The organism is Leptothoe sp. EHU-05/26/07-4, from assembly GCF_043421015.1.
Lineage (GTDB): Bacteria > Cyanobacteriota > Cyanobacteriia > Phormidesmidales > Phormidesmidaceae > Leptothoe > Leptothoe turfae.
In genome coordinates this window covers 16,787-41,018 of record NZ_JAXSQV010000009.1, presented here as the reverse complement: position 1 = coordinate 41,018, position 24,232 = coordinate 16,787, and the positions used below count along the sequence as shown (strand labels likewise).

5 protein-coding genes are annotated in these 24,232 nt (G+C 49.9%); 4 read left to right on the top strand and 1 reads right to left on the bottom strand.

Features of this window, described 5'->3' with window-relative positions:
- Positions 1–681, bottom strand: a complete 681-nt coding sequence (locus U2F10_RS34890) for a DUF6629 family protein (RefSeq protein ID WP_499056814.1) — start codon at positions 679–681, stop codon at positions 1–3.
- A 171-nt stretch (positions 682–852) separates the two neighbouring features.
- Here U2F10_RS34890 and U2F10_RS34885 point away from each other — a divergent pair, with 171 nt between their 5' ends.
- The 4 genes from U2F10_RS34885 to U2F10_RS34870 all read left to right on the top strand — a co-directional run bounded on the left by U2F10_RS34885 (position 853) and on the right by U2F10_RS34870 (position 24,232).
- Entirely contained in the window at positions 853–1,494 is a 642-nt protein-coding gene (locus U2F10_RS34885; RefSeq protein ID WP_499056816.1) for a lysophospholipid acyltransferase family protein, read from the top strand.
- Positions 1,495–1,508: 14 nt separating this feature from the next.
- Positions 1,509–2,135: an HAD family hydrolase gene (locus tag U2F10_RS34880; RefSeq protein WP_499874759.1), complete on the top strand. Its 627-nt coding sequence runs from the start codon at positions 1,509–1,511 to the stop codon at positions 2,133–2,135.
- A gap of 199 nt (positions 2,136–2,334) precedes the next feature.
- Positions 2,335–4,098, top strand: a complete 1,764-nt coding sequence (locus U2F10_RS34875; protein ID WP_499874757.1) for an FAD-binding oxidoreductase — start codon at positions 2,335–2,337, stop codon at positions 4,096–4,098.
- A gap of 76 nt (positions 4,099–4,174) precedes the next feature.
- Entirely contained in the window at positions 4,175–24,232 is a 20,058-nt protein-coding gene (locus tag U2F10_RS34870; protein WP_499874755.1) for an SDR family NAD(P)-dependent oxidoreductase, read from the top strand.

Here is a 24,232-nt window from a genome sequence, read left to right as displayed (position 1 = left end):
TTAATACTTTTCTTTAAGCAATTTTTTGGAAGCGATGGAACGTAGCATAAAGATAATATTAATGGATAAAATTGCAGCAAAAAAGCACCATACCGATATGAATGCGTAGTTGTAAAACCAGTAGGTGACTAATAGTGCTAGAGCAATGACCCCACTTGAACCTCTAATTTCGGTAAGATCACAGAACCAAAATGGCCCTGCAACAATGAGCAAGTATATTAGCCGCGACACATTGCGAGGAAAAAACTGATCATAGATTAGTGTGGTCTGATAATGGATAGAGCCTTGAATGACTGTTACTGAAAACATATCAGGAGATAACAGCAAAGGGACATACAGAGACATACCAAATAAAGCACCCAACAGTGTTACAACTAATAGTAGTTTTTTAGCCCAAGGTCGTTGCACTATTGCAAACACTGTCAACGGGAACCAAATTGGCCAGAATCCATGGGAAAAAACGAGATAGCCAAGAGCGGCTAGATGAACAGTGTCTGCTTGGTTTCCGTGGATGGCTAACCACTCAATGCCTTCAAACCCTTGCTGAATACCAAATATGCAAGGGATAAGGGCTCCAGGCAGATACCTGAGATCTATATCTATGGCCAGCTTACAGGCATATAAACCAGCGGGTATTAGAAGAGTAGCAGCAGTGAAACTAGCAGTAGCAGAAAAACACATGGGCTTGTGAGGTAGTTCAAGATAATTAGTGACTCATATCTCGTATTTTGCTCAGCTTAACCTAGGGAGGAAGGCTTTTGTTTAATACTGGGTCACTTCACGAATAATTGGACACAATGGACAAACAAAACCGCTTAATTTTTAATTATAAGCATGCACATTCTAAAAAGAATGCTCCAAGATCAAATTTGGATTTGGGGCTGTTTAATTTATTTCAATTACTTTAAACTTACCTGTGAAGGTGCAGAACACTTACCGAAAGATTCTCCATATTTATTAGTTGCAAACCATGCTAGTCACCTTGATGGACCTGCCATTATTGCGGCCCATGGTTGTCATATGTATAAGGTACATAGCCTGGCCGCTAAGGATTATTTCTTTGATCATCCCTTGAAAGGTTGGTTCTGTCGGCATGTCTTGAATATGATTCCAGTGGATCGCTGCAGCGGCTCACTCCAAAGTTTTCGAGAGTGTGAACGGGCAATCTACCATGGGAAAATTCTCTTAATCTTTCCAGAAGGAGGACGCTCTTTAACAGGCCAATTACAGGATTTAAAGTTGGGATTCGGGATGATGGCATTGAAATTAGGCGTTCCTATTGTCCCAGTCTATATTCAGGGCTCTTATAAAGCTTTGCCCAAAGGGCAATTATTTCCTCAGCAATATCCCATTCAAGTCTGTTTTGGCCCTCCTATTGACCTTATCTCTTACCGAGATAAGGTTGGCACCTTAACAAAACGTCAGCTTTACCAGGCTATTGTCAATCAGGTAAAAAAATCGATAGAAGACCTGGAGCACCAAATGACTTTATAACATGGGAGACAATGATGGGGGATAAGCCTAAGATTGCTATTTTCGATTTTGATGGGACTCTGACAACTCAAGATAGTTTTGTGCCCTTTTTGCGCTGGACCCATGGCTGGAGACGACTGGTGATTGGCCTTATGCGCCATAGTTCAGCAGTACTCAGTTATGGAATGAAGCGTTGTTCTAATCAAACTATCAAAGAAATACTTTTGACCGAATTTTACAAAGGTTGGTCCATTGAACGTTTAAAAACAGCGGCGGCTGACTATGCTCACCATTACTTACCTAAGCTGGTCGATCCTGACGCGTTAGAACGGTTACATTGGCATCAACGCCAGGGACATCAGATCATTTTAGTCAGCGCTACCCTGGAGATTTATTTACAACCCTGGATGAAAATACTGCCCATTGATCATCTGTTGGCTACTCGATTAGAACATCAGGGTGGCAGTGTGACAGGCAAATTATCAGGAGAAAATTGCTATGGCCCTGAGAAAGTTAAACGCTTAGAGCGGTTGCTAGGGGATTTACAGCAATATTACATCTATGCCTATGGTGATGGCCAAGGCGATCGCGAGCTGTTAGAGGCCGCCAATGAACCCTACTACCGTTTCTTCAATCGTGGACGATATTTGATGATTCGATAAGAATCTTTAGTAATTGTCTGTAGAAATGTTCAATGGAACCTCCATTCGTCAAAATAAACTTAAAAAAAGCGTCAAATATACTTCTACCTTGTTGATCAGGTGCAACAATTATAAAAAGGCTGATCAATCCCCAAAAGTAACGCAATATTCATTGCCTGACATTGAAAGCGCTCAGTAATAAAAAGCATCAGAAATTATCATGGCAGATCATCACCAAAGTCCATTAGAGTACAAGGGCGATTCTCAGCTATGGGGCCATCAGTGGGGCTTTAAAGATACGACCTTAGTTGTCAATGATGATCGGTCGGTGATGATGACTGGTGAGCGCTATGGTCTCACTGGGGTTAAAATGCCTGGTTTTATTCCCTTTCTAGAAGCTGAACTGGGAATCACTATCGATGAAAAAACACCGTTAACCGAAGTCTCTGAAAAGGTTGTTGGGACCGTCCATCGTAACAAAGCTTTTTGTGCAGCAATAGAGGCTTCATTTCCCTCAAGTCAATATGCCTTTGAAGACCATGACCGCTTGCTCCACAGCCACGGTCAAACGACAACAACAGAAGTTTACAAAGTTCTGTATGGCCAATTAACGCGCACTGTTGATATGGTCTTCTACTGCGAGTCAGAGAAAGATGCCCAAACTCTGGTGCAGTTGGCAGTGGAGCATGATGTCTGTTTGGTGCCGTTTGGTGGGGGTACTAATGTGACCTGTGCCCTGCAGCTTCCTCCATCAGAAACCCGAATGATCGTTTCCGTCGATATGAAGCGGATGAGTCGGATCGAATGGATTGACCCAGTGAATTTAAAGGCCTGTGTGCAGGCGGGTATCACGGGCAAAGATTTGGAGAATCAGCTGAGGGCGTCTGGCCTTATATGTGGCCATGCTCCCGATAGCTTAGAACTTTCCACTTTAGGTGGTTGGATTGCCACCAATGCCAGTGGCATGAAGAAAAACCGCTATGGCAATATCGAACAGATTGTGGAGAAGGTTACCCTGGTAACCCCAGCAGGAGTAGTGGAACAGATGGAGTCTGTTTCCCGTGCTTCCATGGGGATACCAGTGCAACAGTTACCATTTGGTAGTGAGGGGAATCTAGGCCTGATTACCAAGGCTGTTATCAAAATTCATCCACTGCCTGAGGTCACAAAATATGCCTCTTTCATGTTTCCAAATTTCACCTTAGGGGTGGAGTTTATGAAGCGCATTGCCCATAGCGGCTTAGTGCCAGCTAGTTTACGCCTTATGGATAATAAACAGTTTCGGCTAGGCTTTTCTTTAAAACCTCAAAACTCTGGTGTTGTTGAAACTTGGATGATTTGGCTAAAGCAGCTGTATTTATTTAAGGTGCTTAAGTTTAACCCTACCCAAATGGTTGTGGCCACCGTGGTGATGGAGGGCTCGGCCCAGGAGGTAGACCACCAGGAACGCAATATTTATGCTACGGCAAAGCAATTGAAGGGATTGGCGACGGGGTCTAAGTATGGTGAACAGGGATATATGTTTACCTTTGCCATTGCCTATGTAAGGGATTTTCTATCCTCGTATCACATTATTGGTGAAACCTTTGAAACCACGGTTGCCTGGGATAAAATTCAACTGATTTGCGATCGCGTCCAAACCAAGCTAGATGAGCAGCACCAGGCCTTTAATTTACCCGGTAAGCCCTATTTAGCCCATCGGGTTACTCAGGTTTATCACACAGGTGTTTGTCTTTATTTCATTTTTGGAATTTATACTAAGGGTGTGGAACACCCCGAGGACGTTTGTTGGCAGATTGAACATTCCTTACGTCAGGTGATTCTTGACAACGGTGGTTCCATTTCTCACCACCATGGCATTGGTAAAATTCGTCGAGATTTCATGAAAGATGTGTTGTCTCCTGCCGGTATGAAGTTAATGAGAGGAGTAAAGGAGGCCACAGATCCACAAAACATCTTTGGTATCCGTAATGGAGGGCTGTAGTTCAAACTCTATGCAACCCAGGGAATCTGTTACGTCAAAATCCTCAAATTTAGTTGAGTTACTCCACCACAGGGCGGTGAGTCAACCAACTAAATTAGCCTACGTGTTTTTGCAGGATGGAGAGATTGAGTCAGGACGCCTGACCTACCAAGAATTGGCGCAACAGGTTAGGGTCGTTGCGCTGGGGCTGCAATCGGTTTGTGCGGTAGGTGATCGAGCGCTGCTCCTCTATCCCCAAGGGCTAGCGTATATTGTTGGGTTCTTAGGCTGTCTCGATGCCGGGGTGATTGCTGTACCCGCGTATCCCCCCCGACGCAATCAGCGGAAACTGGGGAGATTACAGGCGATTGCTAAGGATGCCCAGGCAACGGTCGCGTTGACGACGGCTGAATTGTTGCCGCGTCTGCAGGGGCAGTGTCAAGATGCATCTGAACTAAATCAGCTCCATTGGTTGGCTACGGATAGTCTTGTGGCAGAGACTGAGCAGGATGAGAATTGGAGGATTCCAATCGATCCATCCGACCTCGCATTTTTACAATACACCTCCGGGTCCACAGGCATTCCCAAAGGCGTCATGGTTTCCCATGGCAACCTGATGCATAATTGCGAGACTATCAAACGATCCTTTGAACTGACACCAGACGATGTTTCTGTTACCTGGTTGCCTAGTTTCCATGATATGGGTCTGATTGACGGGATTTTACAACCACTCTACACGGGGTTTCCAGGGTATATTATGCCCCCTGCGGCCTTTCTACAACGTCCCCAGCGCTGGCTGCAGGCGATTTCCAAATATCGAGCCACCCACAGCGGTGGTCCCAACTTTGCCTACGATTTATGTTCCCAAAGAATCACGGTAGAACAACGGGATGGTCTAGATTTAAGTTGTTGGCAAAGTGCCTACAATGGTGCTGAACCCCTGAGATTGTCAACATTAGAACGATTTACCTCTAAACTTAGCTCAGTTGGTTTTCAGGCTAAAGCGTTTTATCCATGTTATGGCATGGCCGAAACCACCTTGATGGTTTCGGGGGGTGAGGTAACCTCTGAACCTGGCCACTGTATTGTCGATGCTGTTGCTCTAGGCAATAACCAGGTCATTCATGTAGAGCCCATTCACCCTAATGCTAAACAGTTGGTGGGATGTGGTCAAACCTGGCTAGATACAACTGTTGCGATTGTCAATCCTGAAACTTGTAAGCAGTGTGTCGATAATCAGGTAGGCGAAATCTGGGTCACAGGGGGTAGCGTTGCCCAGGGATATTGGCGTCGCTCCGAGTCCTCAGAATTTGCATTTCATGCCCATCTTGCTGACAACACAGAAACCATCTTCTTCCGGACAGGAGATTTAGGTTTTTTGCATAATGGCGATCTGTTTATCACCGGTCGCCTGAAGGATGTGATCATTATTCGTGGACGGAACCACTATCCCCAGGATATTGAACGGACAGTGGAGGAAAGTCACCCTGCACTACGGTCTAATAGCGGAGCAGCGTTCTCTATCGAAGTTGATCAGCAAGAACGCCTGGTGGTGGTGCAAGAAGTTAAGCGCACACATCTGCGTCATCTGAACAGCGCAGATGTGGTTGAGGCTATTCGATCTGCGGTTCCTCTGCACCATGAGGTACAACTCTACGATGTGGTGTTACTGAAACCGGGGCGTATTCCCAAAACCTCCAGTGGAAAGATTCAGCGTCGGGCCTGTCGAACTCAGTTTTTAGCAGGGGAGTTGCAAAATATAGCGGTTGCGATGCCCGTGGTCTCCAGCCAACATTCTCACAAACAATCGACGATCCCATGGCGTTCCCCAGCCGATGCCCAAGAAGTATTGGGCTGGTTCCAAGCTCAAGTCAGGGATGAAATTGCTCAGTTTCTATCCCTGGCCCCTGATGCCATCAATCTTGATCGCAGCTTGCTGAGTTTGGGGCTGGATTCCCTGAAAGCAGTAGAGCTGTTGGAAAAGATTGGTGCTAAATTTCGGCTTTCATTACCTCCCACCCTGCTATTTGAGTATCCCACCTTAGCTCAGCTGGTTACACATCTGGCCCAGGAGTACCGAGAACAACTGGAGTGTATTCGCTTGGGGCAAGTGCCTGATCAGAATCAAGATAATCCTCCTGAATACATTGATATTTCTGGCAAAGAAGTTGCCAGCTATTCAGGCCCCCAAACCCCGAATTTTGGGGGCTTTGAGTCTAACTCCCCAGCATTGAAGAGGGCTAGGGGGACCTTCAACCAAGGTAATCTTTCCAAGAAAACTTCTATAGATAGAGCCGTGGAGGATATTGCCATTATCGGCATGGCTTGTCATTTTCCCCAGGCTGATGATCTAGAGTCTTTTTGGCATCTGTTACAATCTGGTCAGGATGCAATTACGGAAGTCCCTCCTAGCCGCTGGAACTGGCAGGATTTTTATGACCCTGTGCCTGCCCCGGATAAAACCTACTCCCGTTGGGGTGGGTTTATGTCTCATTTAGAAGACTTTGACGCTGAGTTTTTTAACATTGCTCCCCGAGAAGCGCGTTTAATGGATCCTCAGCAACGGGTATTGCTAGAGACCGCTTGGGAAGCTGTGGAAGATGCAGGATGCCAGGCCGAAACCCTCTCTCTCAATTCTGTGGGTGTTTTTGTTGGTTGCAGTAGCAATGGCTATTATTCCCGCATTGTTCCCACCTTAACGGCTGAGGATCATGCAGCGGGGGTGGGCAATCATAATGCGGTGCTGGCCAATCGTCTTTCGTTCTTTCTCAACCTTCAGGGACCCTCCTTGGTGATTGATACTGCCTGCTCCTCTTCGCTGGTGGCAATACACCAGGCCTGCCAGAGTCTGCGGAGCGGAGAATGTCATTTAGCCTTTGCCGCTGGTGTGAATACCCTATTAGAAGGGGACTATTATGTGGCGGGCAGTCGCATGAAACTCCATTCTCCTGATGGTCGTTGTAAAGCGTTTGATCATCGGGCCGATGGTATTGCTGTGGGGGAAGGGGTGGGGGTGATATTACTAAAACCCCTCCATGCCGCCATTGCCGCTGGCGATCCCATTCGTGCCGTGATTAAAGGATCGGCTGTAAATCATGGGGGCTTAACCAATGGTATTACCGTTCCAGACCCCAATGCCCAAGCGAATCTAGTGGCTCAGGCTTTAAATAATGCTGGACTGTCTGCTGAGGAGATTTCTTATGTTGAAGCCCATGGTACAGGTACGTCTCTAGGGGATCCCATTGAAATTGCAGGGTTAACCAAAGCTTTTCGACGAGATACTGAGAACAACCAGTTTTGCCATATTGGTTCTGTTAAAACCAATATTGGTCATCTGGAGGCTGCGGCAGGAATTGCAGGTGTGATGAAGGTAGTGCTATCGCTACAGCACCAACAATTGCCCCCTAGCCTACACTTTGAACAAGCCAATCCTCGCATTCAGTTTGATCACACTCCCTTTGTTGTTAATACAGAACTTAGTCTCTGGAAGGGCACAGAGAAGCGGCGAGCTGGGGTAAGTTCCTTTGGGATTGGGGGAACGAATGCCCATGTGATATTGGAGGAAGTCGGAAGTCGGAAGCCGGAAGTCGGAAGTCAGAATGTACGACCAAGCTGTTCCGAGCATTTGCTGACGTTGTCGGCTAAGAGTGAGGCGGCGCTAGATGAGCTGATTAGGGCGTATCAGCAGCATTTAGAGAAATATCCAGCGTTAGCATTAGCAGATATTTGTTTTACGTCGAATACGGGGCGATCGCACTTTAATTATCGGGTTGCGATCGCAGCCTCCACGTCCCATGACCTTGCCAATCATCTCAGACAATTAGATACCCAGGCAGATATTCCTGTTGGTTATTACCGAAATCATGTTGTCAGCAAGGGGGCTAAAATTGCTTTCTTATTTACAGGACAAGGGTCTCAATATGTGAATATGGGGCGACAGCTCTATGAGACCCAGCCACTGTTCCGAGAGATTCTGGATCGCTGTAATGGGATTTTGCGGGCATATCTGGATCAGGATATCCTTGACATTCTCTACCCGGATATCTCGGAAAGAGGGCAGGCACAAGGCCAGTCCCTACAGATTGACCAAACGGCCTACACTCAACCTGCCCTCTTTGTCATCGAATATGCTCTCACCAAGCTCTGGCAGTCCTGGGGGATTCGGCCCAACATGGTCCTGGGGCATAGCATTGGGGAGTATGCTGCTGCCTGTATTGCAGGTGTGTTTAGCCTGGAAGATGGATTGAAGCTAGTGGCCCACCGGGGCCGGTTAATGCAGCAGTTGCCTGGGGGCGGGGCCATGGTGTCCATTATGGCATCAGCGGCAGAGATAGAGCCTCGATTGGCACCCTATGGCGGACAGGTAACGTTTGCTGCCATCAATGGACCAAAAAGTGTGGTGATTTCTGGGTCGGCTCGCGCGATTCAGGCGATTCAACAAGATCTAGACACTGAGGGCTTTAAGACAAAGCGGTTAACGGTGTCCCATGCGTTTCATTCCCCGTTGATGGAGCCAATGGTAGAAGAATTTGGTGCGATCGCAAACCAAATCACCTATCACCTGCCCGAAATACCCATGGTTTCCACCGTAACTGGTCAGTGGGTGGATGACGCCATCGCCACTCCCCAGTACTGGATTGATCATGTGCGTCAACCGGTTCGGTTTGCCCAGGGAATGGACTGTTTGTTCGCCCAGAAATGTTCTGTCTTTTTGGAGGTAGGACCCAATCCCATTTTGTTGGGGATGGGACAACATTGTCTCCCTGCAGAGACATTGATGGAAGACAATATTTGGCTTCCGTCGCTCCATCCTCAGCAGAACGATTGGCAACAGATTTTGCATAGTCTGGGTCATCTTTATGTCCATGGGGTTTCAGTGGATTGGCAGGGCTTGCATCAGACAGGTGAGCACAGTCAGCAGAAGGTAACGTTGCCCACCTATCCATTCCAAAGACAGCGCTATTGGGTAGATGCAATTCCCGCAAATGCCACCTTATCTAATGCATCAAAAGAATCGTTTCAGCCTGATTTTTACCAGGTACAGTGGCAACAGCTTCCTCAGGCTCCGTCCCAGATTGCCCTTGAACCTGGTCACTGGTTAATTTTCGCCGATCGTTTGGGTGTTGGAGAAGCGCTGGGTCAGAAACTTCAGAAACAGGGGCATGGTTACACGTTGGTTTATCAGGGTGAGACGACTCAATCCATGGGTGACGGTCAGTATCAGCTGAATCCGACAGATGCCCAGGTGTTTGAACAGCTTTATCAAACCATTCTCTCAGATGCTGAGCAGCCAATTGATCGAGTGGTACATTGCTGGAGTTTAGATGTTCCAGCCACAGCAGAACTCACGTCATCTAATGTGATGCAGGCCCAAAGAGATACCTGTGGTACGGTGCTGAATTTGGTGCAGGCTCTGGCGACAACAAATGCAGCTCCCAAACTGTGGCTGGTGACGGAGGGCAGTCAGCCTGTAATGACTCCAGCCTCATCAGATAAGAGAGTAGAGACCCTAGCTGTGGGGCAATCTTCCCTGTGGGGCTTGGGTCGGGTGATTGCCTTTGAACACCCCCACCTATGGGGCGGGCTGATTGACTTAGAGCCTAATGAATTCAGGGATTCAGCAACAATAGAAAGTCTCCTAAAACAGATCTGGCAGGAAGATAGGGAAGATCATATCGCCCTGCGACAGAGACAAGCGTACGGGGCTCGTCTAGTGCGACAGTCCCGGTCAGAGTCTCGCCCCTTAGTGATACGAGAAGATGCCACCTATCTGATTACAGGTGGATTGGGCGCTTTGGGATTGCAGGTCGCTCAGTGGCTAGTGGCAGCTGGGGCTACATCCTTAGTGTTAGTCAGTCGTCGGCCTCCTTCCTCTGAAAAACAGCGACAGATTGATGCTCTAGAGGCAGCCGGTGTTAACGTTCTAATGTTGTTGGGGGATGTTGCCAGTGAGGCATTTGTCGCTCACATCCTGGAACAGATTGTTGCCAGTTTGTCGCCCCTGCGAGGCATTATCCATGGCGCTGGTGTTTTAGATGACGGGGTGTTGCAGCAGCTCACCTGGGAGCGCTTCACGGCAGTGATGGCCCCTAAGGTTCAAGGCGCTTGGAATCTGCATCAACTGACCCAGGCGATAGATCTGGATTACTTTGTTTGCTTCTCGTCGGTGGCTGCACTGCTCGGTTCACCGGGGCAGGGTAATTATGCTGCGGCCAATGCCTTTATGGATGCTCTGGTGCATCATCGCCGTGGTGTGGGCTTACCAGGGTTGAGTATTAACTGGAGCGGATGGAAACAAAGCGGTATGGTGGCTACTTCCACCCATACCGCCGGGATTGATACCCTAAGCCCTGAGCAGGGTTTACAGGCTTTAGCAGATCTTCTAAGCGATGCAGATGCCAGGGGTCAAACAGCGGTGATGTTGGTGGATTGGCCCCAGTTGACGCAGCGTTGGCGCTGCGATCGCACCAAGCCTGGTTCCCTACTAGCCGACTGGCTCACCCAATATCCAGATCCTTCTGCAGATTCTTCTAAACCTGCTAAATCTTCTTTACTGACACATTTGGACGCAGCTTTAGAACAAGAACGCAGAGAAATTCTCCAAAACTACTTACAGAGGCACATTGCACAAGTCTTAGGCTACGAAGAGATCGCTTCTATTTCCCATGATCGGGGATTTACCGAACTGGGCATGGATTCTCTTATGGTGGTGGAATTGATCAATCGTCTGCGCCAACAGTTGAATCAGCCCCTGTCTACTACCCTAGCATTAGAATATTCAACTATCAATAAGCTAACGGATCATTTGCTGCAGGAGGTTTTGCAGTTCTCTGCGTCAGCATCACAGGCTATAGAGCCGTCTCCGGGGACATCGGCATCTCCTAAACAGACTGACGAAGATGCCATTGCCATTGTGGGCATGGGGTGTCGCTTCCCTGGTGGTGCTGATAGCCCTGAGAAATTCTGGAGTCTCTTGAGTCAAGGTGTGGATGCGGTTGCAGAGATTCCAACTGAACGCTGGAACATTGATTCACTCTACGATTCTGATCCTGATGCAGCTGGCAAAATGTATATCCGTAGTGCTAGTTTGTTGTCCCAGGTGGATCAGTTTGAACCTGAATTTTTTGGCATTTCTCCCCGCGAGGCCAAGCATCTGGATCCTCAACACCGCTTGTTATTGGAAGTAAGCTGGGAAGCCCTGGAGCGAGCGGGGCAAGCCTCTGACCAGCTGCAAGATAGTCAGACGGGCGTCTTTATCGGCATTGGCCAGAATGACTACAGTCAGCTGGGTATACAAGATTTAGACCAGATCACGGCCTATGATGGCACAGGCAATAGCTTTAGTTGCGCTGCTGGTCGCTTGTCCTATGTGCTGGGGTTGCAAGGCCCTACTTTGGCGATTGATACGGCCTGTTCGTCTTCCCTCGTAGCCATTCATCTTGCCTGTCAAAGCCTTCGTCATGGGGAATGCGACTTAGCGCTGGCTGGCGGAGTGCAGCTGATTCTGGCCCCCTTTACCACCACTGCTCTGTCTCGCATCAAAGCCCTCTCCCCCGATGGTCTTTGCAAAACCTTTGATGCCACTGCGGATGGTTATGGTCGGGGCGAAGGCTGTGGCATAGTTGTCCTCAAGCGCCTGTCCAAAGCCCAAGCAGCAGGCGATCCGATTTTAGGAATTATTCGTGGTTCCGCCGTTAACCACGATGGTGCCAGTAGTGGTCTTACTGTTCCCAACCGTCTTGCCCAGGAGAAACTACTGCGGCAGGCTCTTACGAATAGCGGTGTTGAGGCGCATCAGGTTAGTTATTTAGAGGCCCATGGGACGGGCACACCCCTGGGCGATCCGATTGAAATCCGTGCCCTCAATCAGGTGTTTGGCCCAGATCGTTTATCGAATAGTCCCCTGGCTGTTGGTTCGGTGAAAACCAACATTGGTCATTTGGAAGCTGCTGCAGGCGTTGCTGGATTAATCAAAATTGTGTTGCAGCTCCAGCATCGCCAAATAGCTCCCCATCTGCATTTCGAAACACCAAATCCCCATGTTGATTGGTCGGATTTGCCGATGACGGTTCCGACTCAGCTGACGGCCTGGGATGGGCAGTCAGGGGCTCGGATTGCTGGGGTGAATTCGTTTGGGTTTAGTGGAACGAATGCTCATGTGGTGTTGGCGGAAGGCGGAAGGCGGAAGGCGGAAGGCGGAAGTAAGAAGAATGTATTACAGAGTCGTTCGATACATCTGTTGACATTGTCGGCTAAGAGTGACAGGGCTTTAGATGATCTGATTAGGCAGTATCAGCGGCATCTAGAAAGTCATTCAGAATTAGAGTTGGCGGATATTTGTTTTACGGCGAATACGGGGCGATCTCATTTTAATTATCGTGTGGCGATCGCAACCTCCACATCAGCAGAATTGGCTCAAACTCTCAAGCAGATAAACAGTCAGGAAGAAGCCCCTGTGGGTGTTTATCGGCATCACAGTGCAGGTGTGCGTCCCAAAGTGGCTTTTCTCTTTACGGGACAAGGGTCTCAGTATGTGGATATGGGGCGTCAATTGTATGAGACGCAACCACTGTTCCGTGAGATTTTGGAGCATTGTAATGAGATTTTGCGGCCCTATCTGGGGGGGGATATCCTTGCTATTCTCTATCCAGATCTTGTTGCGGTAGGGCAGGTACAAGACCAGCCCCTACAGGTTGACCCAGGGCAGGCACAAGGCCAGCCCCTACCGTCTAATGCTCACCCTCTCCTCAATCAAACTATCTACACCCAACCGGCTCTTTTTGTTATTGAATATGCCCTGGCTAAGCTCTGGCAGTCCTGGGGTATCCAGCCAGATGTGCTTATGGGGCACAGCATTGGTGAGTATGCTGCGGCCTGTGTAGCGGGTGTGTTTAGCTTGGAGGATGGGCTGAAACTGGTGGCCCATCGGGGTCGATTGATGCAGCAGCTGCCAGCGGGTGGAGCAATGCTATCGATTCTGGCATCAGAGGCGGAGATTAGTCCGCGACTGTCGGCCTATGATGGTCAGGTTACATTTGCGGCCATTAATGGGCCAAGAAGTATTGTCGTTTCTGGGACCGATGGTGCGATTCAGGCATTGCAACAAACCTTAGAAACGGATGGCTTTAAGACGAAGCGGTTACAGGTTTCCCATGCCTTCCATTCTCAATTGATGGAGCCGATGATGGCGGAGTTTGGGGCGATCGCAAACCAGATCACCTATCACTCACCAACGCTGCCATTTGTTTCTAACGTCACTGGTCACTGGGCCGATGCGTCAGTGGCGACTGCTGATTATTGGGTGAACCATGTGCGTCAGCCGGTGCGATTTGCCCAGGGGATGGACACTTTATTGACCAAAGACTGTGATGTCTTTTTAGAGGTGGGTCCAAAGCCAATTTTGTTGGGCATGGGACAGCGGTGTGAAGAGAAGGGGGTATGGCTGCCATCTTTACGGCCTGGCCAGGCAGATTGGCAACAGCTCTTTCAAAGTTTGAGTCAGATATATGTGCACGGAGGGCAGGTCAATTGGCAGGGGGTGGAACAAGGCTATGGCCATCAGAAGATAATTCTTCCCACCTATCCCTTTCAGCGAAAGCGCTATTGGCTGGACGAGATAAAGCAGAACGTCAGGGCGTCAAACAGACAGTGGGCTGGTCATCCCTTACTGGGCCGACAAATTCCCTTGCCCGGAGCGGATGATCAAGCTCGGTTTGAATCTGTTGTGGCAGCAGAGTCGCCTAACTATTTGGGTCACCATCAAGTGTTTGACCAGGTGCTGTTTCCGATGATGGGCTATGTGGAAATGGCGTTCGCAGCTGCCCATGCCCATAGGAAAGACTCTCACTGGACTCTGGAAGACTTGGTTATTCGGCAAGGCTTAATTTTTCCCGATGGGAACAACAGAACAGTTCAAACGGTCCTAACGTCGGACACTTCCGATGACCTTGAAAATTCATTGGAAACCTATCGCTTGCAAATCTTCAGTGAAGCGTTACCTGGCCATCGCTCAACAGAAAATAGTGGTGAAGACGATCAAGACTCTGAGTGGATTCTCCATGCAGAAGGGCTGTTACGGGCTGGCACGGCTGATGCAGATCAAGAACCAACCGACCAGGTTACGCTGGAACAAATTAAGGCCGCTTGCCCTGAGGCTATTCAGGCTGTCGATCACTATCAAACCTATCAACAACAAGGTATTACCTATGGCCCTAGCTTCCAGGGAGTTCAACGGATTTGGCAAGGGGAGCATCAGGCCATTGCTCGCATTGAATTGCCCCAGTCATTAAACGCCTCTGCCACAGCCTATCAATTACACCCAGCCTTGCTCGATGCTGCCACTCAGGTGTTGATCTATGCTAACTCCCTGGCGGAAGCTGACTTAGCACCGGGGCAGCTTTATCTGCCAGCAGCCGTTGACCAGGTCAGGGTGAGTCAATCTGTCGAGACTGCCGAGACTAGTGTATGGGCGATCGCGTCGGTTCAGCCCAGCCAGCCATTAAAGGGAGATATTATCCTGGCCAATGATCAGGGCCGCATTGTAGCTCACATTAAGGGATTAAAACTAGTCTCAACCACTTCAGACGCATTACTTAAATGTTTCAAACCTGGCTTTAAAGACTGGTGCTATCGTCTTGCTTGGCAGTTGCAACCCTATAAACCACCACAAGAACTCTCTCCAAAGCCAGCAGCGGGAACCTGGCTTTTGTTAGCAAATGAGGATGGCTTAGCCAAGCAATTAGCTGCTGCCTTAAAACAACAGTCACAGCAATGTGTCTGGGCTGTAGCCGGGACGGAGTATCGCCAGTTAGATGCGGCCCAGTATCAAATTCCCCCAACTCAACCAGAGGCATTTGATCAGCTACTGCAGGACTGTGGTCCAATTCGGGGAGTTATCCATTTCTGGGGAGAGTCTGCTTTAAAGGCACCCTTAGATTTAGAAACTGTACAAACTGCTCAAGAAATCGGCTGTGGTAGTGTGTTGCATTTGGTACAGGCACTAAGTAAGCACTCCTCACAGCAGTTTGGGCCAGCGAATCCCACAATCTGGTTGATGACCCAGGCTGCACAACCTGTTTTGGCAACGGATGTGGCGCAGCCTCAACAAAGCCCTCTTTGGGGGCTAGGTCGGGTGATCACCCTGGAATATCCTGACTTGTCCTGTCGTCAGGTGGATTTGCCCCCTTATGAAACCCAGGCCGATGATTCTCGGTGTGGCAGGGCTGGCACAAGGCACAGCCCCTACAAACTTCTCCCCGAGAACTTGACCCATAGGCTGGTACAGGAACTGTTATGGCCAACGGTGGAGAATCAAATTGCGTATCGTCAGGGCAAACGTTATGTGGCTCGGTTGGTGCGATCTTACCATTCAAACCAGTCTTCAGCGACTCTGTCTCCAGCGACTCAACCAGTTCAGCTCAAGCTCTCAGAATATGGCCTGTTAGAAAATCTTTCTCTGCATCCCCTGAAACGTCGTCCTCCAAGTCCTGGGGAAGTCGAAATCCAAGTGAAAGCGGTGGGGCTTAACCTGCGGGATGTGCTCAATGCCCTGGGGCTGTTGCAAGAGTATTATGCCAACACATTTGGGATTACCCAAGCTGACCAGCTCACCTTTGGGTTTGAATGTGCTGGGACTGTCACTGCTGTCGGTGATGCTGATGGCGATACTTCTTCTCCATGGCGCGTGGGTGATGACGTTATTGCCATTCTGTTGCCCGATGGCTTTAGCAGTTATGTTACTGTTCCCAACGAATGGGTGATGCCCAAACCAGCTGCCATCAGTTTTACTGAGGCGGCCACATTACCCTTAACTTTTCTGACGGCTTACTATGGACTTCACTACTTAGCCGATATTCAACCGGGCGACCGAGTTTTGATCCATTCTGCTGCAGGTGGGGTGGGTCAAGCTGCTGTGCAAATTGCCCAACGGGCTGGAGCGGAAGTCTTTGCGACAGCCAGTCCCCCTAAATGGGATTGGTTAAAACAGCAGGGGGTTGAGCATGTGATGAACTCTCGCAACCTTGACTTCGCGGCGGAGATTCACGAGAAAACCCAAGGCCAGGGGGTGGATATTGTCCTGAATAGTCTCACCGGAGACTTTATCGATAAAAGTTTTGATGCCCTGGCTGACGATGGACGCTTTATTGAAATTGGCAAATTGGGTATTTGGAGTCCGGAGCAGGTGCAACGGCAGCGGCCTGATGTCGGTTATTATCCCTTTGATTTAGGAGACGTCGCCCAAGACCATCCTGACCTGATTCAAAATCTATGGCGTGAGCTAAGCCAGCACTTTGTTGATAAAACTCTCCAACCATTACCCCATAGGCTCTTTCCCATAAATCAGGTGATGGATGCCTTTCGGTTTATGCAAAAGGCCCAGCACATTGGCAAGGTGGTGGTGAGTTTTGCCGATGAGATTTCAGCTTCGTCAGAACCCTCGTCTGTGGCTGTTCGAGCTGAAGCCAGTTATTTAATTACGGGGGGCTTAGGTGCCCTAGGATTAGAAGTTGCTCAATGGCTAGCGCAGCAGGGGGCAGTCCATCTCGTTCTAGTGGGACGCAGTACACCGTCTCAATCTGTACAGGACAGGCTTTCCCTATTAGAGGACGCAGGAGCACAGGTTTCTGTTATTCAAACCGATATCACCCAAAAGAGAAAGGTGGAGCAACTGTTTCAACACATTGCCACACATTTACCAACACTGCGCGGTGTTATCCATGCTGCTGGAGTGCTGGATGACGGTATTTTGCAGGACATGAGCTGGTCTCGATTTGCCCAGGTGATGGCACCTAAAGTGCAAGGGGCCTGGTTGTTACATGAGGGCACACAGGAATTAGACCTGGATTTCTTTATTTGTTTCTCCTCAGTGGCATCTCTGTTGGGTTCACCCGGTCAGGGAAACTATGCTGCTGCCAATGCGTTTCTGGATGCGTTAGTCCACTATCGTCAAGCCCAAGGATTACCCGGTCTGAGTATTAATTGGGGCGGGTGGTCCCTGGACGGCATGGCAGCCAATGTGGAACGCAAACATCAGGTGCGTCAGCAGGTGCAGGGATTAAGGGCTATTGAGCCAGGTGCTGGATTACAGGTTTTAGGCAATCTCTTAGGCACCTCGCAGGCCCAGGTGGGCATTTTTCCAGTGAGCTGGCCTCAGTTTTTTGCTCAGCTGCCGAAGAACCTGGCATTGCCGGTGCTAGACAACTTCCGAGGGGCAAAATTGTCTCCTTCCAAATCGTCTGAGGTACTTGTGACCTTAAAAGCAACGCCTGGGGAAGAACGGCGGGAGATTTTAGTCAAGTTTGTGCAACAACAGGTGGGCCAAGTATTAGGGATGACCGATGTGCAGCGGATTGAATCGCGGGTGTCGTTATTTGACTTGGGAATGGATTCGCTGATGGCGGTGGAGTTTCGTAATCGTTTGCAGTCGGAATTAAGCTTGTCGATGCCGTCCACCCTGCTATTTGATTACCCGACTCTGGAGGCCCTGGTGGATTATCTGGAACAGGATATCTTAGCGCTGGACGCTGAGATTGAATTAACAGATGAAAAGAGTCAGGGAGTTTCTGACCGTAATCCTGATCTAACGCGATCGCAATCGAATGCAGTGGCCATCATTGGTATGGGGTGTCGTTTCCCCGGTGGTGTCACATCTCCCGAGGAGTTTTGGCAATTACTACAGCAAGGTCGGGATGCCATCAGTCAGGTCCCCTCAGAACGCTGGTCAGTAGAGCAATTCTATGATCCAAATCCCGACGCTGTGGGCAAAATGATTTCCACAGAGGGTGGTTTCTTAGACCAGGTGGATGGTTTTGACGCCCAATTTTTTGGCATTGCCCCTAAGGAAGCCCAGAGTTTAGATCCTCAGCAGCGGCTGTTGTTGGAAGTGAGTTGGGAAGCGCTAGAACGAGCCCATCAGCTGCCCGAACAACTTTATAACAGTCTGACAGGCGTTTTTGTCGGCATTAGTACTCAGGACTATGCCAACCGGCTCTCTGTGGCTGGACAAATCCCAGATGCCTATCTTGGCACTGGAAATTCATTGAGTGCAGCGGCGGGACGGCTGTCTTACCAGCTGGGGCTAACCGGGCCAAGTCTGGCGGTGGATACCGCCTGTTCCTCTTCCCTAATTTCTGTGCATTTAGCCTGTCAGAGCTTGCAGCAGCAGGAATGTCATTTGGCGGTGGCCGGTGGTGTGAATTTAATGTTGTCTCCTCGCAATAGCATTGTCTTCTCCCAGGCTGGAATGCTGGCTCCCGATGGTCGTTGTAAAACCTTTGATGCGGCAGCCAATGGATATGGGAGAGGAGAAGGCTGTGGTGTGGTTGTGCTGAAGCGTCTGGCGGATGCCCTGGCGGATGGCGATCCGATTCTGGCGGTGATTCGTGGATCTGCCACCAACCAGGATGGCCCCAGTGGTGGTTTGACGGTGCCTAATGGCCCTTCCCAGGAGGCTGTGATTCAGCAAGCGTTAGCCAATGCCGGTGTGCCGTCACACCGGGTGAGTTATGTTGAAGCTCACGGTACTGGGACGCCCTTAGGTGACCCCATCGAAGTGCGGGCTCTCAATCGGGTGTTGGGACAGGATCGTTCATCCATGCAGCCCCTCACCATTGGTTCGGTGAAAACCAATATTGGTCATCTGGAAGCCGCTGCGGGGATTGCTGGTTTGATGAAAGTGGTATTGCAACTGCAGCATCAACAGATTGTCCCCCACCTTCATTTCGATACCCCCAATCCCCATCTTGATTGGGAGCACCTGGCAGTGAAGATTCCCACTCAGCTGACGACCTGGGACGGGGAGGGAGAGCCTCGGATTGCAGGGGTGAGTTCGTTTGGGTTTAGTGGGACAAATGTTCATGTGGTGTTGGCGGAAGGCGGAAGGCGGAAGGCGGAAGGCGGAAGGCGGAAAGTATCACCACGTCGTCCGGAGCATTTGTTGACGTTGTCGGCGAAAAGTAGGACGGCGTTAGATGCATTGGTTGGGGAGTATCGACGGTATCTGGAAACGCATTCAGACTTAGGGCTGGCAGATATTTGTTTTACGTCGAATACGGGGCGATCTCATTTTAATTATCGGGTTGCGATCGCAGCCACCACCTCGGCAGACCTGACCCATTGTCTTCAGCAGTTAGGCTCCCAATCAGACATTCCGGTTGGCTGTTCTCGGAATCGTGTTGCCAGCGAGCGTTCTAAAATTGCTTTTCTCTTTACGGGACAGGGGTCTCAGTATGTAAATATGGGGCGGCAGCTCTATGGGACTCAGCCACTGTTCCGAGAGATTCTCGATCACTGTAATGAGATTTTGCAGGAATCTCTGGATCTAGATATTCTAGACATTCTCTACCGGGATATCTCGGAGGTAGGGCAGGCACAAGGCCAGCCCCTACAGATTGACCAAACGGCCTACACCCAACCTGCCCTATTCGTCCTCGAATACGCCCTGGCTAAACTCTGGCAATCTTGGGGAATTGAGCCTAGTGTTGTGATGGGTCACAGCATTGGGGAATATGTGGCCGCCTGTATTGCTGGGGTATTTAGCTTAGAAGATGGTCTCAAGCTGGTGGCCTATCGAGGCCGGTTGATGCAGCAACTTCCCAGTGGTGGAGCCATGCTGTCGATTTTAGGGTCGGAAGCAGAAATTAATGCTCGGCTGATGCCCTATGAAGAACAGGTGACGTTTGCGGCTATCAATGGGCCGAAGAGTGTTGTGGTTTCAGGAGAAGACAACGCAATTCAGGCGTTGCAACAGGTGTTGGATGCCGATGGGTTTAAGACGAAGCGATTACGGGTGTCCCAAGCCTTCCATTCTCCCTTAATGGAGCCAATGATGGCGGAGTTTGGTGCGATCGCATCCCAAATTACTTACCATTCACCCACGCTGCCCTTAATTTCTAATGTGACGGGACAATGGGCCGATGCATCGATGGCCACTGCAGACTATTGGGTAAACCATGTTCGTCAGCCGGTGCGGTTTGCCCAGGGGATGAAGACTTTGTTAACCAAGGACTGCGACGTCTTTCTGGAGGTGGGGCCAAAGCCAATTTTGTTGGGCATGGGGCGACAGTGCCTCTCGGAAGAGAGTTTTGCAGATGAGAAAGGGCTGTGGCTACCGTCGCTGCGGTCTGGGCAAGATGATTGGCAACAGATGCTACAGAGTCTGGGACATCTGTATACCCATGGGATTGGGGTGAATTGGCAGAATGTTGCCCAGGGACAGCACTGTCAGAAAGTGCCACTGCCCACCTATCCCTTTCAACGCCAGCGCTATTGGGTGGAAACCTCCATGGTGCCGTCCGTGCCGAAGGCTAGCTCTACTAGCAAAACAAAGGATCATCCCCTGTTGGGACGTCGATTCTATAGTGCAACCCAGCCCCAGCAGATTCAGTTTGAAGCACAGTTGAGTGCTTTGGATCCAGGGTATTTAGCGGAGCATCGTATCTTTGGCCAGGTACTGTTCCCGATTGCGGGATATTTGGAGATTGCGATCGCAGCTGGCCATCATGTGTTTGCACGTCAAGGAACGCTAAACCAAGCTTTACTCCTGGAGGATATCACCATTCACCAGGGGCTCATTCTCTCTGAGACTGAAACCACCACAATTCAAACGGTGCTGAATCCTTCAGAAGATAGTCAGCATCAGTATGAATTCCAGATCCTGAGCCTGCAATTAGAAGAGGAACAACCTCAATGGACACTTCATGTTCAGGGGCAACTTTCTGCATTAGACGGAACCACCCCCAATGACATCGATCTCGATTCCTTGAAAGTCGCTTGTTCAGAGGCTGTGGAAGTTCCACAACTTTATCAGGCCTACCAGCAGCGGGGGATTGACTACGGGCCACAATTTCAAGGCATCCAACAACTTTGGCATGGCTCAGAACAGATAGTGGGGCAATTAGCCTTTAAGGGATCTGATAATCCAGAGGGCTATCATATACATCCCGCCCTATTGGATAGTGCGCTGCAGAGTCTTGCCCCCATCTTGTTGCAGGAGGGTCCCACCTATCTACCCATCGCCCTTGAAAAACTTCATTGGCGGCGGAGCAAGAAAACGTTGACTCCTTGGGTAATGGGTTCGATGGTAACTGATGCAGCAAGTTCTAAAAAAGCTACCTTAAGTTTGAGTAATGCCCAAGGTCAGCCTATAGTCGATCTTTCTGGCCTCACCCTGGTACCGGCAACCGATCAGGCTATTCTCAAAACTCCGGATTGGCACCAATGGTATTACCAACTTCAGTGGCAGGCGTTACCGTCATCGCAAGCCCCGTCAGCACCAACGACCCAGGGTACCTGGTTAGTTCTGGCTCCTGATGTCAAATTTGGTCAACAACTGAAGAATGCTCTGAATCATCATGCTCAAGCATGCGTGGTTGTTTATCCTGGTTCTGATTTTTGTCAGGTGGATGATGGGCAGTATCAGCTGGCCCCAAGTCAGCCGGAAGCATTGCGCCAGGTTTTGGCATCGTTAAAACAGAATTGCGCATTAACAGAGACGCCCCTGCTAGGAATTCTCCATCTATGGAGTCTAGCCACAGATCTAGAAGACTTAGATCACGCTGAAACGTTGACCTGTGGCATGGCCCTCCATTTACTGCAAGGTATGACAACAACTTGGCCAGATACTCCATTACCGCCCCTATGGTTAATTACCCAGGGGGCTCATATGCTGCCAGACCAGCAGTATGCTAGCTGTGCGCCCCAACATCAGCTTCTCTGGGGATTGGGACGCGTGATTGCTTTAGAGTATCCAGATGTATCGTTGCGGTGTCTGGATCTAGATCCTGCGGCTGATCAAGTTGTACAGGATCTGGTGCAAGCACTACTGGAATCCCATGGAACTGGCTCAACAGAAAATCAAATTGCCTACCGGCGTGGACTGCGTCACGTGGCTCGGTTAGGGCAGTTCAATCCCAAGGCGTTGGCCCATCAGACCCATCAGTCTGTTCAGCTCAAGTTGCATGAATACGGCAGGCTGGATCAACTCTCGTGGCAACCACTCGAACGCAGTGCTCCCAAACCTGGAGAGGTTGAGATTCAAGTCAAAGCCGTCGGTTTGAACCTGCGGGATGTGCTGAATGCCCTAGGCCTGTTGAAAGATTACTATGCTGAACAGTTTGGCATTACTCAGGCGAGACAGTTGACCTTTGGGTTTGAATGTGTCGGCATTGTCACAGCTGTTGGTGATGTCGGAGAAGACAAGATCTCTCCCTGGCAGGTGGGGGATGAGGTAATTGCAATTCTCCTACCCGATGGCTTTAGTCGCTATGTCACCGTGACGGCTGACTGGGTGATAGCCAAACCCAAGGCCATGAGCTTTTCTGAAGCGGCCACACTCCCGCTTACCTATCTAACGGCCTACTATGGCCTGCATCATCTGGCAAAACTTCAACCTGGGGACCGTGTTCTGATCCATTCTGCAGCTGGGGGGGTGGGTCAGGCTGCTGTCCAAATTGCTCAACAGGTGGGGGCTGAAATTTTTGCCACGGCTAGCCCAGCTAAATTGGATTGGTTAAAACAGCAGGGCATTGAGCATGTCATGAACTCCCGCAGCCTGGATTTTGCGACGGAGATTCAGGAGAGAACCCAGGGACAGGGAGTGGATATTGTTCTCAACAGCTTTACAGGAGAGTTTATTGATAAAAGCTTTGAGGTGCTGGCTGAAAACGGACACTTTGTTGAAATTGGCAAGCTGGGCATCTGGAGTGCGGAGCGGGTTGCGCAGCATCGTCCAGATGTAAGCTATTTCCCGTTTGATCTGGGAGAAGTTGCCCAGACTGTTCCCAGACAGCTACAAGATTTGTGGTGTGACTTAAGTCAACAGTTTTCCACGGGGCATCTAAAGCCGCTACCCCATCGCGTGTTTTCCGCTGACGATGTGGTTGATGCCTTTCGGTTTATGCAAAAGGCACAGCACATTGGGAAAGTGGTGGTGCAGTTCCCCGATGGGCCAGTGTCTATCCAATCTGAGGGCAGCTATCTGATTACTGGGGGGCTGGGTGCTCTCGGCTTAGACGTTGCCCGGTGGTTGGGGCGACAGGGGGCAAAACACTTGGTTTTAGCAGGGCGTAGTCAACCGTCACCAGTGGCGCAGCAAATCATCGCTGACTTGCAAGCAAACGGTACACAGGTGTCGGCTTTACAAGTCGATATTACTCAGCAAGCCGATGTGGCGCAGCTGTTTCAACAGATTGCCCCCCTGCCAAAGCTGCGAGGGGTGATTCATGCAGCCGGTGTGTTAGATGATGGTGTGCTCCAGGAGATGAGCCGGTCTCGGTTTGCCCAGGTTCTGGCTCCTAAGGTGAAGGGGGCTTGGTTATTGCATGAGAACACAAAGCATCTAGATTTGGATTTCTTTGTCTGTTTCTCGTCGGTGGCGTCTTTGCTGGGGGCACCGGGGCAGGGGAACTATGCTGCGGCCAATGCCTTTTTGGATGGGTTGGCCCATTACCGTCAGGCCCAGGGATTACCAGGGTTAAGTATTAACTGGGGCCAGTGGTCTAGCGGTATGGCGGCAAATCTTCCCCTTCAGGACCGGCGGGGCTTAGGAATTATTGCCCCAGCGACCGGTGTGCAGGTTTTGGGTGACCTGTTGGCCACCGCTACTGCCCAAGTCGCTGTCTTGCTAGCAGATTGGTCCCAGTTCTTTGAACAGTTGCCCAGGCATCTGACCATGCCTATCCTGGAGGGATTACGACCGGCAGAACCGTCATCTCAGCCGTCGTCCACGTTTCTCCAGCGATTAGAAACCGGTCCAATTGCTAAGAGACAGGAGCTGTTGATTCAGTTTATTCAGAAAAACGTGGGATATACCTTGGCCATCACTGATCTGCAACAGATTGATCCTCAGGAGTCGTTGTTTGATATGGGGATGGATTCTCTCATGGCGGTGGAGTTTCGCAATCGCCTGCAGTCAGAATTGCAGATATCTATCTCGGCAACGGTGTTATTTGATTATCCGTCGGTGGATGCGATCGCAACTTACCTCTTCGAGAAAATCTTTCCCCCAGACCATCCGGACCCGACTCCCCCCTACCGCTCGCCGCAAACAGATGTTTCTGAGATTCGAGCAGAGGTGACCCAGCTTTCAGAAGCCGAAGCCGAAGCCATTCTGTTGCAAGAACTGGAAAGCATCACTCAATCATCAGGGGGGCAATAA

Bases quoted from the DNA above. Each gene is read 5' to 3' on its own strand.
- U2F10_RS34890 (WP_499056814.1), bottom strand. From the start codon at position 681: ATGTGTTTTTCTGCTACTGCTAGTTTCACTGCTGCTACTCTTCTAATA.
- U2F10_RS34885 (WP_499056816.1), top strand. From the start codon at position 853: ATGCTCCAAGATCAAATTTGGATTTGGGGCTGTTTAATTTATTTCAAT.
- U2F10_RS34880 (WP_499874759.1), top strand. From the start codon at position 1,509: ATGGGGGATAAGCCTAAGATTGCTATTTTCGATTTTGATGGGACTCTG.
- U2F10_RS34875 (WP_499874757.1), top strand. From the start codon at position 2,335: ATGGCAGATCATCACCAAAGTCCATTAGAGTACAAGGGCGATTCTCAG.